Genomic DNA, 15810 nt, shown 5'->3' on the forward strand with positions numbered 1-15810 from the left:
CTCCGCCTTGTTTTTTCTATTTCTTGCTATCAATGTCTTTCAACAATTCTTCGACTGCTTTCTTCAACTGCTCGTCTTCACCCTTGATAATCTTTTCGGGCGAATTGGCAATCTTCACATCCGGTTCCAATTGCTGGTTTTCAAGGTAACTTCCGTCAGGAAGACGATAGCCCACGATAGGGATACCGAAATACAGCGTGGGGTCTTGCAGAAATTCCCATGACACGCTGGTCATCGTTCCGGGAACAGGCATTCCCACTACGCGTCCCAAGCCTTGATGCTTGTACACCCAAGGCGTGCCGTGCGCGTTCGAGTAATTCGCCTCGCAAGTCAGCATGATTGACGGTTTGTTCCAACGACGGCTCGGCATGTCACAAGCCTCCCGACCGCGAACCACTTGCGTGAAATATTTCTTACCGCTGAACAGGATTTCGATATCCTCGTGCAGGCGTCCGCCCCCGTTAAAGCGCGTATCTATGACAATACCTTCCCGGTCATTGTATTTACCGAGAATATCGGAATACACGGCGCGGAAACTCGGGTCGTCCATGCTGGAAATATGCACGTATCCCAACCGTCCGCCCGAAAGGCGATCCACATCGGCAGCCCGCTGTTTCACCCAACGCCTGTAAAGCAAAGCGTTGAGAGTGGATTTATTAATCGGGATAACAATCTCATCCCAACGGGTTTTCGTTGCAGGGTCATAGACTGACACCAACGTACGCTTGCCCGACTTGTTATTCAGCAAAGGATAATAATCCTCACCCGCTTTCACTTCCTCGCCATCTATTTTCTCGATAATCATCCCGGCTTTTACCTTGGAACGGGCATTATCGAAAGGTCCTTTCTCTATCACCTCGTCAATCAGCAAACCGTCTTTCCTGTAATCCGTGCTCAGGAACAATCCCAGTTCTGCCGTGGCGTCACCCTCCAAACGGGCAAAATAACCGGAACCCGTGTGCGACACGTTCAACTCTCCCAACAATTCGCTCAACATTTCCGAGAAATCGTAGTTGTTATTAATATACGGTAAAAACTTCTCGTACTCCTTCGTCATTTTCGCCCAATCCACGCCGTGCATATCCTTCACGTAAAAACGCTTTGCCTCTTGAAGGCGTACCCGGTTGAACATATACGCCCGCTCTGCCGCCAAGTCCATTTTCATCTCGGCAACGTAAGAAACAGGCGTCCTCTTCTCGGAAGCCAGATTGATTTTTTGCATTCCCCGGCTACCCAACAAGAACAAGTCTTTGCCGTCCTTATCCGTTTCGAGGGAAGCCCAACCGCTGTTCAACTTGTGCATGACACGCGTACTTCTTGCTCGCAGGTCGCTCACCCACAAATCATACCCGCCCTCGAAAGACAACATATAATACAATTTATCGCCCGCTTTGTTCAAAATAGCATCACCCAGAGAGGATGAATTTGGTGTCAGCCGCATCACCCGGTCTTCAATGCCTTTCAGTTCCACGACAATGTCTTTCTTCTCTTTTTTGTCTGCTTTGGCATCCTCATTTTTATCCTCTTTCTTCTCTTTCGCCCCGGCTGCCGCTAACAACTTCTCCTCCTCTTTCATCAACTCGTAACTCTCTTTGTTCAAGCGGAATTTGTCGTAAGCCTCCTGATTCATGAAGACAATCATCACATCCTGCAACGAACCCCATGAAGCGTGATTACGCATCCCGTAACGCTCGCTGGCAAAAAGGATGGCATTCCCGTCCAGCACCCAGCGGGGATTACTGTCAAAATAACCGCTATTCGTCAAGTTAATCGTTTCGCCGCTCCCGTCCGCTTTCACGATAGCAATATCACTATACGGGTCATGCCGGTTACCGATAATCTCCACGGCAAACCACTTGCCATCGGGCGACCACGTGTAAGTAAAACCGTCACCCGTGCGGTACTGGTATTTATCGTCCGCGACTTGTCTGACCTTCTTGGTCTTCATGTCCATCACCATCAGTTTCGTACGGTCTTCGATAAACGCCAATTCTTTGCCGTCCGGGGAGAATTGCGGGGCAAAACGCTCTTTTGTCGAAGCGGGCAACAAGGCCTCTTCCTCTATCAACGTCGCGTTGGGGAAATTAGCTTCCCCGTCACGGGCTATCTTGGCAGTGTAGATATTCCAGACTCCATCCCGTTCGCTGGCATAAGCTATCGTCCGGTTGTCCGGGGCGAAACTCAACCATTTCTCCTGCTCCGGGGTATCCGTGACCTGCTTGGTGGTCGTGTAATCGGATGACGTCACGAACACGTTGCCCCGGATAATCATCGCCACCTGTTTCCCGTCCGGGGATACCGCCGCGCTTGTCGCACCTGAGGTAAAGCGCAAAGAAGCAACATTATTCTTTCCCTCGTCGCCGATAATATCGACTTTCACTTTCTTGGGATTTCCTTGAACATCCTTCACGTATATCTCGCCGTCGTACCCGAAACAAAGACGACCGTTGTCGGCAATACTCAGGAAACGAACCGGATGCGTTTTAAAAGATGTCACCGCTTTCACATCGGCAGGATTAGCCAGAGGGAAAGAATACACGTTGAAAGAACCACCCCTTTCGCTCAGGAAGTAGACGGTTTGCCGGTCGGGTGACAAGACGGGGGAACGGTCTTCACCCGCACGTTCTATCAGCCGCGTATGTTTACCGCTCTTTATATCATAACGATAAATATCCCGGGTAATCGAAGAGGTATGGTGTTTCCGCCATTCATTCTCCCCGCCCTTGCAATCATGATACAAGAACATATCACCGGATTTCGAGAAACAGACCGCTTCCGCCGGGGTTGCCAACACTTGACGGGGACGTCCCCCTTCAACCGGAATGGCATATAGCTCTGTCAACGAGCCACTGGGGAACAGGGCACTTTGTGCCGGGTCTTGAAGTTGCGCCCCGTAAACAATCTCTTTCCCGTCGGGGGTAAAGGTATAAGGTATCTCGCGCGAGGAATTAGTCGTAACCCGACAAGCCTCTCCACCGCGGGCAGGCATCACGAAAATATCGAAATTCCCGAAACGGTCGCTCGTGAAGGCTATCTGCTTCCCGTCAGGCGACCAAACGGGATGGGATTCATGTGCCGGATGAGTGGTCAACTGTCTAGCCTCCCCGCCATCCGAGGACACGACGTAAATATCCCCTTTGTAACTAAACACAATCTGCTTCCCGTCAGGCGAAATCTTCGGGTAACGCATCCAAAGCGGTCCCGCCTGTACCATGAAGCCTGCTAATAAAAAAGTAATGGTCAATACGAATTTATTCATCCTTCATCTATTTTGATTTAAACTTATCTTAATGGATTGATTCGGGTGTCTTTCAACCACGAGAAACGAGCGAAGTCCGCCCCTTGGATAATCGCTAAACCTTTGCCGCTCTCACGGGAATAACAATCCTTTATCTTTACCAGTATATCATCACCCTCCTGCCACTCGACTTCATCCCGGACAAAATCGGCAACAATCATTCCCCCGTAAAACTCAAGACACGGTATTTCTTTTATTTCTCCCCCGGTGTCCACGACATCCGTGACCTGCCCCTCTTCCAACACCACGTACCCGTTACGCATTAATTCAAAACCGGGTAACAATATATAATTAGCTGCTATCTTTCTGAGATTCATCTTTTCATTTTCTTGCATTCGGTCTTTCCCGTTTGGGCAAATTGGCTTTGGAAGCCGCCTTCATCATCTCTTCTCTCTGTTTGTATTCCTCTTCCAATTGTTTCCTTTTGTTGTCCCCCACGTACACCTGGTTCAAGCGGGTTTTCGTCACCCAACCGTCAATTTCCTTGGTTTTTACTTTCGCGTTTTTAACATCCTTGGTATCTACAATCTTTATAACTAATTTATTGTACATGGAATCCTTCACGTAATGTTCCCATTTATATTCCCGACTCCGGATAGTATCATACGTGGAAACAGGGACATCCATCACTTTCAGCGTATCGTTACCGGCAGAAAGAAAATAAGATTCTATCTTGGCACTTCTGCCCTGCACGCGCTTATTCCATTTTAATGTCGTGAAGAAATGATACATGCCGGGGACAATACTATCCACCTCAATCAATATGAATTGATTCCGTTTATCGAAATGCACTGTGTCCGCTTCCACTACCCGCTCCCCGTAAACGATTGAATCTTTCTTGGGCGCCCCGACACGGGTGGAGTCCAGTCGTAGAGTATCGGCAACAATCATCGTGTAGCCCGGGAATAAATTCACCGTGTCATTTTTGGTGAACTGGCTCAACAAGCGCATCTTCTGAGTCTGCCGCCGACTAAGTGTGTCTATGACTGCATCGTATATCCTGTTGAATTCCGTGGAATTTCTCGTGTAATAATTCAGACAGGAATCGAAATCCGCACGGGTAATCCCGTATTTCTTGAACAAATCGTTATAGTACAAATAATTATCTTTTTCATTACGACGTTCGAATTTAGCAACTTCCAGCGCCCCGTCTGCCATGTGCATATCTATCAACAGAGCCGTAAACTGATTTTTATTTAACGCTACCTCTTTCGAACAGGCGATTACAGAAACGGCAATCATGAATACCCATACAATATGCTTCATATCTCTCTTTATTTTTAGCATTTTCGTCTTAATTTTTCCCGTACCATTTTGTTTAGTTTCGAAGAGAAGAGAAATTCGTTCAGCGCCTTGTTATCAGAGTACATAATGTTCTCGTTTGTACCTTCCCATTCCTTATGTCCCTCGTGGATAAACAAGACTTTCTCTCCTATTTCGAATACCGAGTTCATATCATGCGTGTTGATTACAGTTGTCATATTATACTCGTGCGTGATTTCCGATAACAGGTTATCAATCACTATCGATGTCAATGGGTCTAACCCGGAATTCGGCTCGTCACAGAACAAGTACTTCGGCTGCAACACGATAGCTCTAGCTATGGCAACCCGTTTCTTCATACCACCGCTAATCTCTGCCGGGTACAAATTTTCCACGTTCTCCAGATTCACGCGCTTCAAACAAAATATAGCGCGTTCTATCTTTTCCTTTTCCGACATCGCGGAGAACAAATTCAGCGGGAACTTCACGTTTTCCAACACGGTTAGCGAGTCAAACAATGCCCCTCCTTGAAACACGACTCCCAACTCTTTCCGGATTTCTTTCAACTGGTTGGAATTCATTACCGTGATATCCCGATTGTCATACAAAATCCTCCCGGCATCAATAGTATGCAGCCCAATCAGAGATTTCAACAACACCGTCTTCCCCGAACCGCTCTTCCCGATAATCATATTTACCTTACCCGGCTCGAAAACGGCATTGATATCCGACAATACCTCTTTCTTATCAAATGATTTACATACTCCTTCCGCCTGTATCATTACAACAATATTTTGGTTAATATCACGTTCACAAGCAAAATGGCGATACTACTATCTACCACCGCTTTCGTGCTTGCCTTACCGACTTCCAAGGCTCCGCCTTGCACGCTATACCCGTAAAATGCCGGTATAGAGGTAAATATCACGGCGAAGAACAACGTTTTTATAATGGAATAAGTCACATAATAAGGATTAAACGAGAAATGCAACCCGTGAATATAGTCATCGTAATTGACAACCCCGGTAGCGATACCCGAAGCGATACCCCCGATAATCCCGATAAAAACACTGAATATATAAAGTATCGGATTCACCACCAACGCCGCCGCGATTTTAGGTCCCACGAGATAAGACACGGTATTCACACCCATCACTTCCAGTGCCTCTATCTGTTCCGTGATCTTCATACTCCCGATCTCGGAAGCGATATTACTCCCGATCTTTCCCGCTAGTATCAAACTCACGATCGTGGAGGAAAACTCCAGTAACAAAGTTTCCCGCGTCAAGTATCCAATCAAGTAACGGGGAAGCAAAGGACTGGACATATTGTAAGCCGTCTGCAATGTCAACACGACCCCGATAAAAAAAGAAATAATAGCGACCAACACGATTGAATTCAGTCCCAGTTTTTCCAACTCGTTGACTAATTCCTTCAGGTACACCCTCTTCTTTTCGGGCTTGGTAAAAATTCGCCCCATAAATAATATGTACTCCCCTATCCTATTTAAAGCTTTCATCGGCATTAACTCCTTATATAAGACCCTCCTGAACCTCCTTCTTCAAATTTTATCGTAAAAATAGAAATTATTCACGGATTTATTACTAATTTCGACAACAATAAGATGAAATTTAATTTTAAACTTATAACTAGAAATGAACAAGAACTCGTATTGCGTTATTATGGCCGGAGGATTGGGAAAACGCTTTTGGCCCGTGAGTACCAAGGCTTGCCCGAAACAATTTTGTGACATTCTGAACGTTGGGAAAAGCTTCCTTCGCCAAACATTCGAACGAGCAAACCAGATCTTTGATACCCAAAACATCTTCATCGTAACGGGTGTAGCCTATGAAGACCTGACCAAAGAACAGATCCCGGAGATTCCAACCGAAAATATCCTCAAAGAACCGTTTGGTAAAAATACTGCCCCGTGTATCGCTTACGCTGCCTACCGGATAGCCCGTATTAACCCGAACGCCAATATGGTTGTTGTCCCTTCCGACCATTTTATCAGTAATGACCTCGTGTATATTGATAATATCCAGAAAGGACTCTCCTTTATCGAGCAATTCGGGGGCTTACTTACAATCGGTATCAAACCCACCAGACCGGAAACCGGATACGGTTACATTCAGATCAAGAAAAACAAATTCTCCGAATTCATTTCCAAAGTAAAGACCTTCACCGAGAAACCGGATGTCGAACTTGCAAAAGTCTTTTTGGAATCCGGGGACTTCCTGTGGAATGCCGGAATATTCGTGTGGAAAGTAAAAGATATTATCGGGGAATTTAAAACTTACTTGGAAGACATTTACCTGCTGTTCGAGCAAGAATACAAAAACGCGGAGAATCCGGATTCACAAGAGAACATATCACATATTTACAGCCAGTGCCGGAATATTTCCATCGACTTCGGCATCATGGAAAAATCTTCGAAAGTATATGTTATGAAAGGGGAATTCGGTTGGTCTGACGTGGGAACATGGCATTCGTTCCACGAAATCAGCCCGAAAGACGAAAACGATAACGTATCCAATAGTGAACACGTGCTATTCACGGATTCCAAAGGGTGTATCGTTAATGTCCCCCGCGACAAGAAAGTGATTATCGAAGGCATCGAGAATATTATCATTGCCGAAAACAAAGACGTACTCATGATTTGTCATCGGGAGCATGAAGACAATATCCGGCATTTTGATGATATGCTGAAACATACAAAAAAGGAGCTTTAGAAAAGCTCCTTTTTTATATCTGTACTTTATACGGTTACTTTCACTTCTTCAATCCGCGCACTCTTTACGCTCAATATCTCGTACACGGCATTTTCGATCTCTATTTGTTCTCCTTCTTCAGGAATATCCTCGTTATAATACAGGATCAATCCGGCTAACGTTTCGTATTCCTCGTCTTCCGGCAGTTCCAAATCATACTTTTCATTCAAGTAATCCACTTCCAAACGACCGGAAAAGATAAATTCATTCGGACTTAATTGCTCTTCTTTCAAATTCAAACGATCGTGTTCATCCTCTATCTCCCCGAAAATTTCTTCCATGATATCCTCTATCGTCACCATTCCGGCTGTAATCCCAAATTCATCCACGACCACGGCTACACTTTTCTGCTCCTTCGTGAAAAGATTCAACAATCTCAATGCCGACATGGTTTCGGGCACGATCAGGATCTTACTCACCGCTTTCTTCACGGTCTCCGGGTGATGAAACAGTGCCGAGGAATGCACGTAACCAATCACGTTATCAATAGAATCCCGATAAATCAATATCCGGGAAAGCCCTGTTTCCACGAATCGGTTCCGCAACTCGTCCAGACTGCAGTCTATGGGCAGAGCCACGATATCCGGACGCGGCACGATACATTCCCGCAACTTGATTTCCGAGAAATCCAAGGCGTTACGGAACAACTTGATATCATGTTCATCCTCGTTCTCCACGCCGGCAGTTTCCCCCTCCTCTATCAGGTTATTCAAGTCTATCTTGCCGAAAGCACGATTCTCCTCTTTCGCTAATTTACGCCCCGTGAATATCCGCAACAACAGTCCCCCGAACCATACCGAGAAATAAGAAATCGGGAAAAACAGGATATAAAAGATAAATACAGGTATTGCAAAAATACGAAGAAACAAATTCGGACGCAACCGGAACACCGCTTTAGGCAAAAACTCGCCCGATACCAACATAATTAAAGTAGAGATTAAGGTTACCAGTATCAATCTCAATCCCAATGAAATACCATAACTTTCCAAACGAGGATCAAGGTAATCGGACATAAAAATACCATACACGACCATTACCACGTTATTACCCACCAGTATCGTGGTAATATACATTCCTGAATTGGATATAAAAAGGTCTATCACCTTCTGCGTGATACCCTTATTCGATTTATCAATCTCTATAAGCAACTTATTGGATGCCATGAATGCAATCTCCATTCCAGAAAAGAAAGCAGACAACACCAGACAAATTAATATAGCTACTAATACTGACATTTAAGGCTGTTGTTTTTCTACAATTACCCCGGTCACTTTATTAAAGACCGGATTCCGTAACGATTGGTCGGACTTGAATCCGTTGTTTCCCTCGATAATATTCTCGTCCGCCGTTAAGCGGGAATAGCGATCGGAGTAAACGATCTCCTTCTTCATATCCCAATAAAGAAGCTCCGTTTCCAACTTCTCACCCTTATCATTAATCACGACAACATCATCACGCAATTCCCACAGCATCTCCTCTTCCAATTTCTTCGCGTATTTCGAAGTGATGGAACCGATCATCGTTCCGTCTTTCTCGTACAACTCGGCATGAATCCCTTTCGGGAATTCATCATATTTCTTGTTTTCCTCGTTATACTTGTTATAAAGCGGTGTCGTTACCCGATATTTCAGTCGTGCGGAATCGGAATAAAACAATTCCATGTTTTCCCCTGACATTTCGGGTAATCCCGCCCGTGTATTGATAGCGTTGACCTCCTTGATGTCCGTTTTGCACGAGAAAAGCATTACCGCCCAAAAAACAAGGGCGGTAATGCTTCTTATCATTATTCCTAAAGCACGATATCGAAATATCATATATTATTCTTTAAATCTAGCTGTCGTTGTTTCATTAATCCAACCACCGACTTTAACAGTTGCACCTGACGTGATAGAACGGAAGAATGCATCTTCTTTCGACGGGAAGTAAACAGAATACTTGGAAATAAACTCATTCGCCTTTTCTGCAACTGAAGGATCAACTTGTTTTGCCTTAGTAAATTTATCTACGGCAGCCCAGAATACAGTACGTTTCTCAAATTCATCTCCCTCGTAACTGTTGCTGGCAGAAGCATAAGCCAAACCGATAGTCAGATAAGCCTGTCCCAAGTTCGGATTACTCTTCAAAGCTGCCAAAGCATATTTCTTTGCTTGCTGGTAATCTCTTTTGGTAGATAGATACACCTGAGCCAGATTCAAATTATAATCGGCACGATCCGTTTCGTTATCTGTTTTGTCAATTGCTTCTTTCAAGTATTGTTCGAATTTGGGAATATCATTCTTACGATAAAACATAATAGCCAAACCGTAAGCAGCTTCAGCACTCGGCTCCTTGTGATAAATACTTTCCGCGATAGTAGCGTACAACGGTAAATCCGTACAATCTTGCTTTTTCAGCAATTTGTAAATATCTTTCAATACACTCAGACTATCTTTGTTTGCCTCGTACTTTTTAACCAACAAGTCGTTTAAAGTCATGCAGTCTGCCAATCCGGAATCAATAAACATGGCTTCCAGATTTGCCTTACATACCAGATAATCATCACAGCCTTTTTCTCCCGAACTGGCTTGCTTATCCACGAAATCGGCAAAATCAATATACAAGTTGATAAAATCATCCTTTGTCAGTTGATTTTCCTTGGCTAATGCACACGCTACTTGAAATGTCATGTGAACTTGCATAGGAGGAACATCCTTTTCCAACTCGTATGACTTCATCATATTATGGAAAGCATCTTTAATCATGTTTATGTCGCCATTAGCATACTTGAATTGGGCCATACCTTTTTTCCCCAATACAATTCCTTCCTTATTGTTGGGATTATTCTTCATGTATTGGTTACGGCGATCAAAAACCATCATCAAAGTATCCACGTATTCCTTCTTCTTGGTCTTTCTAATCATATACTCCATGATCACCTCACCGCGTACGTAAGTATTCAACTGAAATGCCGGAGCATTCAAGAACACGTATCTCCAAGGAGCTAAAGCCTCCTCGAAATTTTTCTGTTTAAAATATTCTGTGTAAAGAGAGGCATTCAAAATGGTATTCGCGCTATCCAGCCCAAATTTAGACTCCAACGTTTGCGCCTTCGTCCCGATAGTGAATAAACACATTCCTAATGCCAGTACAGCAATTTTTTTCATGGTCATCCCTTTATTTTAAGTTATAGTTCGAATTAGTATTTTTCATCACAGCATGTGTTCCAACTTGAACACGTTTGCAAAATTACCACTATTTTTCAAATACGGAAATCTATCCTTAATTTTTCACTGCCTATTAACCGTTTTTGATATTCTAAAACTCTGTTTAAACCTAAGTTTACCAGTTTATCCTCAAAAAAGACGGATCTATTCAGTGTTTTTTTCAAATATTCACTTCCTCCCCCAGTAATAATCACCACAGCATCGGGATTATCACGGTAAATCTCATCTATATAACCTCTTATTTCAAAAAGTGTACCATTCATCACGCCGTTCAAGATGGCATCATGTGTATTTTTCCCTATATAGCCGTGATTCACATCACATTTCACCAACGGCAGACTCACAGTGAACTCGTTCAAGGCACGGAAACGAATCCCCAACCCCGGGGAAATATTCCCACCTCGAAATTCCCCATCCGCGCTCACGAAATCATACGTGATAGCCGTTCCCGAATCGATAATCAATAATTCCTTTCCCGGAAATAACACGACACCCCCCACGCACCCGGCTATCCGGTCTACGCCTAAAGTCTTCGGCGTATCGTATCCCAATCTGATTGGCAAATCCATTTCCGGCGACATCTCGCAGAAAAAAGTAGAAACGCTCTTCAAATGCTCCCGTACTTCTTCGGATATTGCTCCCGTGCTCGACAAGATCATATTCACTTCCTGCCCCCGGTGCAAATAAGCGGACGCCAATTCGTATGCTTCCGGCACGCCCATGCCGCAAACAACCCAATCCCCGTCATCATAAACGGCGTATTTGGTACGCGTATTTCCTATATCAACGATCAGATTCACTAATTTCCCATTTTATAGTTTATCACTTTCAACTTTCATAAACGTACTCCCAAACCTCCCGGATAATCGCCGACACTTTATTAATATCCTTTATATCCGTGAAAATCAGACTCAATTTATCATTCTTTTCACTCATCTTGCAAGGAATAATCTGTTTCTGCACGAATTTAAGCAATTCACTGAAAACCGGCGAAGCATAGAACGGAGAATCTTGATCACTGATAAAATAAACGACCATTTTATTATTCTTCACCATCAGACGCTCTATACCCAAATCGACACATCTCTGACGAATCCGCACAACCTCGACTAACCCGCTAACCTTTGAAGGTATTTCCCCGAACCGATCCCGCATCTCGATCTCGAAACGCTGTAAGGCACTCTCGTCCGTGATATTATCCAACTCCCGGTATAAACGAATCCTCTCGCTCACGTTTTCCACGTAAGTATCCGGTATCAATAAAGCGAAATCCGTATCAATCACGCAATCCGTCGTGAAAGCCGTCGGCTCGTCAGCCTGCTCTTTCTGCAATTCCGGAAATTCCTCATCCCTCAACTCCAACAATGCCTCGTTCAGAATACGCTGGTAAGCCTCGTAACCGATTTCCGCTATAAAACCCGATTGTTCGCCACCCAATATATTTCCCGCCCCGCGGATATCCAAATCCTGCATGGCAATATTGAAGCCGCTTCCCAACCCGCTATAATCCTCGATAGCTTTCAACCGCCTTCGGGCGTCCGCATTCACCAACTCCAAAGGCGGGGCCAACAAGTAGCAAAAGGCCTTCCGGTTAGAACGCCCTACCCGTCCGCGTAATTGATGCAAGTCACTCAACCCATAGTTTTGTGCCTGATTAATAATAATCGTATTTGCATTCGGGATATCTAATCCCGACTCTATAATAGTCGTCGCTATCAACACATCGTAATCCCCCCGGATAAAATCGTGCATCACGGTTTCCAACTCCTCGCCACTCATCTGCCCGTGCCCCACGCAACTTTTAATACCCGGGATCAAACGATGAATCATATATTGTATATCCCGGATATTATCCACCCGGTTATGAATAAAAAAGACCTGTCCGCCACGGCTCACCTCGTACGTTATAGCATCTTTGATAATCTTCTCGTCAAACCGGTGCAATTCCGTCACAATCGGATAGCGGTTAGGCGGCGGAGTCCGTATAATCGACATATCCCGGGCTCCCATCAACGAGAATTGCAACGTACGCGGGATCGGCGTTGCCGTCATGGTAATCGTATCCACGTTCAATTTCAAACGCTTCAACTTCTCTTTCACCGCCACCCCGAACTTCTGCTCCTCGTCCACGACCAACAGTCCAAGGTCTTTAAACTTCACGTCCAGACTTGTAAGACGATGAGTTCCTATAATAATATCCACTTTCCCCGCTTCCAGATCTTTCAAAATCCGTTTGATATCCGCACTCTTCTTCATCCGGCTGATATACTCCACCCGACAAGGCATTCCCTCCAAACGCTTTTTAAAAGTATTGTAATGTTGATAAGCCAACACGGTCGTCGGCACAAGTACCGCCACCTGCTTACTGTCTGCGACCGCCTTAAATGCCGCCCGGATAGCGACTTCCGTTTTCCCGAAGCCGACATCCCCGCACACCAGACGATCCATAACGTGAGGTTTCTCCATATCCTCCTTCACCGCCTGAATCGCCTTCATCTGGTCGGGAGTCTCCTCGTACATGAAAGAAGCCTCCAGTTCATCCTGCAAAAAACTGTCTTTTGAAAAAGCATAAGCCTCCTCTCTACGACGTTTAGCGTACAAAGCGATCAATTCCCGGGCAATATCCTTCACCCTTGATTTCGTACGCTGTTTCAGCTTATTCCATGCCTCGCCGCCTAATTTACTCACGGCAGGCGGCTCGCCGTCCTTCCCCTTGTATTTGGAAATCTTATGCAAGGAGTGCAGGCTCACGTACAACTCGGCGTTATTCTTGTACACCAAGCGTATTGCCTCCTGCTCCCTACCGTCATTATTTATTTTTGTCAATCCCCCGAACCGTCCGATTCCATGATCTATATGAACCACGTAATCACCGGGATGCAGGTTTTGCAATTCACTGATCGTGATCGCTTCCCGTCCCTTGCGTATCTGGGTGGTCTTCAAACGATATTTCTGGTAACGGTCGAAAATCTGGTGTTCCGTGTACACGCATATCTTGACATCGGCATCACTAAATCCCTCGTGTACCGTACCGTCCACCGGGACAAAATTAACCGCATACCCTTTATCCGAGAATATATCCCTCAATCGCTGCAACTGCATGTCATTCGTTGAACAAAGATAAATGGAATAACCATTCTGTTGCTTATCCGACAAATGTTCCGCCAGCAAATCAAACTGCTTGTTCACCGCGGGTTGCACCTCTGCCTCCAGACGAAGTACATCTCCCCGGAAATAGAGTTCCGGCCCCCATTCGATCACGCTGTTGCTTTCGATCGAGTGAAACAAATCTCCGGCATCAATCAACACATCCCCGGCATCTTCCTCTCTCAACGTGTTAATCCGATCATGAACCAACAACGAATTTTTCATCCACCACGTGGTATCCTTCCCCAAAAATTCCATCAAACCCACGCTCTCGTCCTTCCCCGTCGCCTCGCTCAAATCGGGAACAATCACCACCCGATCGATCAATTGCTCCGACAACTGCGTTTCCACGTCAAAATAACGAATGCTTTCTACCTCATCCCCGAAAAAATCCATTCGCACGGGACGTTCCTCCGCGAACGAATAGACATCCACGATACTTCCCCGGATTGAAAACTGCCCGGGTTCATACACGAAATCACTCCGCTCAAACCCGTACTCGGAAAGCAAAGATTCAAGAAAAGAAATAGATAATTTCTCCCCCTTGGCAACCGGCATCGACATATCCGCAAGCACGGTCTTACTGACCACTTTTTCAGCCAACGCCTCCGTGTAAGTCACCACCATGCTCACCTGCTTTGCCGTTAAAGCATTCAATACTTCCGTGCGAACCAGAATAGAATCATTATCCTTATCCTCGAAATTACCGACCCGACGATAGGAAGAAGGCAAGAAACGCACGTTCTCCTCGTCAAAGAAAGTCAACAGGTCATTATAAAAATAGGCTGCCTCCTCCTTATCGTTCATCACGAACAATTGAAGACTCTTCATCTCCTGCTCGACACTAGCGGCAACAAACGAAACAATCGACCCGATCCCGTTTTCCAGTTTTATCTTTATTCCCGGGCGTTCGCTCAAACGTCGGGTAATCTTCCGGACAACAGGATGCGCCTGAAAAAGTTTCAATAACTCCTTTGCTTCCAAATTTCTTCCTCTTTATCAAAAAAACGGCATACCTTTCAGCACACCGTCTTTCTATTTGTCTATATATTCCTTATCATATAATCAACATGGCATCTCCATACGTGCCGAATCTATACTTCTCCTTGACAGCAACATCGTAAGCCTCCATCACATGTTCATATCCCCCGAAAGCGGCTACCATCATCAACAAAGTAGAATAAGGCAAATGGAAATTGGAAATAAACGCATCCGGCACGCTGAAATCATACGGCGGAAATATAAATTTATTCGTCCAGCCGTCAAACTCCGTCAACCGTCCTTTCGTCGTCACGCAACTCTCCAGAGTACGCACGACAGTTGTTCCCACGGCACATATTTTATGCTTCTCGTCTTTCGCATCATTCACGATCTTCACGGTTTCCGGCCCCACGATAATTTGCTCCGAGTCCATCTTATGCTTTGTCAAATCCTCGACATCCACTTCCCGGAAATTACCCAAACCTACATGCAACGTGATATAAGCGAAATCAATACCCCTGATCTCCATACGTTTCATCAACTCGCGGCTAAAATGCATCCCAGCAGTGGGAGCGGCAACAGCCCCCTCGTTCTTGGCAAAAATAGTCTGATAGTTCTCGGCATCCTCCGGCTCCACCTTCCGGTTGATAAACCGGGGAAGCGGAGTTTCGCCCAACGCGTACAACTCCTTTTTGAACTCGTCATACTCCCCGTCATACAAAAAACGCAAAGTTCTCCCGCGGGAAGTTGTATTGTCAATCACCTCTGCCACCATACTATCATCTTCCCCGAAGTACAGCTTATTACCGATACGAATCTTCCGCGCCGGATCAACCAGTACATCCCAGATACGTAATTCCGGGTTCAACTCTCTCAACAGGAATACTTCAATCTCCGCACCTGTCTTTTCCTTGTTTCCATATAGCCGAGCCGGGAATACCTTGGAGTCGTTAAACACGAACACGTCTTTTTCATCGAAATGATCAATCACATCCTTGAAAATCTTGTGTTCAATCTTTCCGGTTTTTCGATCCAATACCATTAAACGAGCCTCATCCCGATTCTTAGCCGGATGCAAAGCGATTAACTCCGGCGGCAACTTATATTTAAACTTTGATAGTTTCATGCTGAACAATTTTATATATTA

12 protein-coding genes are annotated in these 15810 nt (G+C 45.1%); 1 reads left to right on the top strand and 11 read right to left on the bottom strand.

The genetic code is table 11. From position 1 onward, the window contains the following. Positions 1–16: 16 nt before the first annotated feature. From H8S64_RS01765 to H8S64_RS01785, 5 genes are read right to left on the bottom strand one after another with little or no spacing between them, the layout of a single operon-like run. Positions 17–3259, bottom strand: a complete 3243-nt coding sequence (locus H8S64_RS01765; protein WP_186974704.1) for a S41 family peptidase — start codon at positions 3257–3259, stop codon at positions 17–19. A gap of 23 nt (positions 3260–3282) precedes the next feature. Beyond that, the gene (locus tag H8S64_RS01770) at positions 3283–3615 is read right to left on the bottom strand and encodes a hypothetical protein (protein WP_186974705.1); all 333 of its coding nucleotides are present in this window, start codon (positions 3613–3615) and stop codon (positions 3283–3285) included. 4 nt (positions 3616–3619) lie between these two features. Next, positions 3620–4564, bottom strand: a complete 945-nt coding sequence (locus H8S64_RS01775) for a DUF4296 domain-containing protein (protein WP_186974706.1) — start codon at positions 4562–4564, stop codon at positions 3620–3622. Positions 4565–4578: 14 nt separating this feature from the next. After that, entirely contained in the window at positions 4579–5343 is a 765-nt protein-coding gene (locus H8S64_RS01780) for an ABC transporter ATP-binding protein (protein ID WP_186974707.1), read from the bottom strand. Further along, positions 5343–6041, bottom strand: a complete 699-nt coding sequence (locus H8S64_RS01785; RefSeq protein ID WP_369859647.1) for an MlaE family ABC transporter permease — start codon at positions 6039–6041, stop codon at positions 5343–5345. Before H8S64_RS01785 ends, H8S64_RS01780 begins: the two co-directional genes overlap by 1 nt. Before the next feature lie 175 nt (positions 6042–6216). On the opposite strand from H8S64_RS01785, the gene H8S64_RS01790 reads away from it, so the two are divergent. Beyond that, complete coding sequence (locus H8S64_RS01790) at positions 6217–7293, top strand: mannose-1-phosphate guanylyltransferase (protein WP_186974708.1); 1077 nt, start codon at positions 6217–6219, stop codon at positions 7291–7293. 26 nt (positions 7294–7319) lie between these two features. On the opposite strand, the gene H8S64_RS01795 is transcribed toward H8S64_RS01790, so the two are convergent. From H8S64_RS01795 to queA, 6 genes are all read right to left on the bottom strand, one after another. Beyond that, the gene (locus H8S64_RS01795) at positions 7320–8567 is read right to left on the bottom strand and encodes a hemolysin family protein (protein ID WP_099291117.1); all 1248 of its coding nucleotides are present in this window, start codon (positions 8565–8567) and stop codon (positions 7320–7322) included. Further along, positions 8568–9146 carry an LPS export ABC transporter periplasmic protein LptC gene (lptC, locus tag H8S64_RS01800; RefSeq protein ID WP_186974709.1) on the bottom strand — a complete coding sequence of 193 codons (579 nt, stop codon included), beginning with the start codon at positions 9144–9146 and terminating at the stop codon, positions 8568–8570. A 3-nt stretch (positions 9147–9149) separates the two neighbouring features. Further along, positions 9150–10475, bottom strand: coding sequence for a tetratricopeptide repeat protein (locus tag H8S64_RS01805; RefSeq protein WP_255469384.1), 1326 nt, complete (start codon positions 10473–10475; stop codon positions 9150–9152). Positions 10476–10570: 95 nt separating this feature from the next. Then, complete coding sequence (locus tag H8S64_RS01810; protein WP_186974711.1) at positions 10571–11335, bottom strand: type III pantothenate kinase; 765 nt, start codon at positions 11333–11335, stop codon at positions 10571–10573. Positions 11336–11363: 28 nt separating this feature from the next. Continuing rightward, positions 11364–14666, bottom strand: coding sequence for a transcription-repair coupling factor (gene mfd / locus H8S64_RS01815; RefSeq protein ID WP_186974712.1), 3303 nt, complete (start codon positions 14664–14666; stop codon positions 11364–11366). Between the two features lie 73 nt (positions 14667–14739). After that, positions 14740–15789, bottom strand: a complete 1050-nt coding sequence (gene queA, locus H8S64_RS01820) for a tRNA preQ1(34) S-adenosylmethionine ribosyltransferase-isomerase QueA (RefSeq protein ID WP_186974713.1) — start codon at positions 15787–15789, stop codon at positions 14740–14742. Positions 15790–15810: the final 21 nt, after the last annotated feature.

It is taken from the genome of Butyricimonas hominis, from assembly GCF_014287455.1.
GTDB classification, from domain to species: Bacteria; Bacteroidota; Bacteroidia; order Bacteroidales; family Marinifilaceae; genus Butyricimonas; species Butyricimonas muris.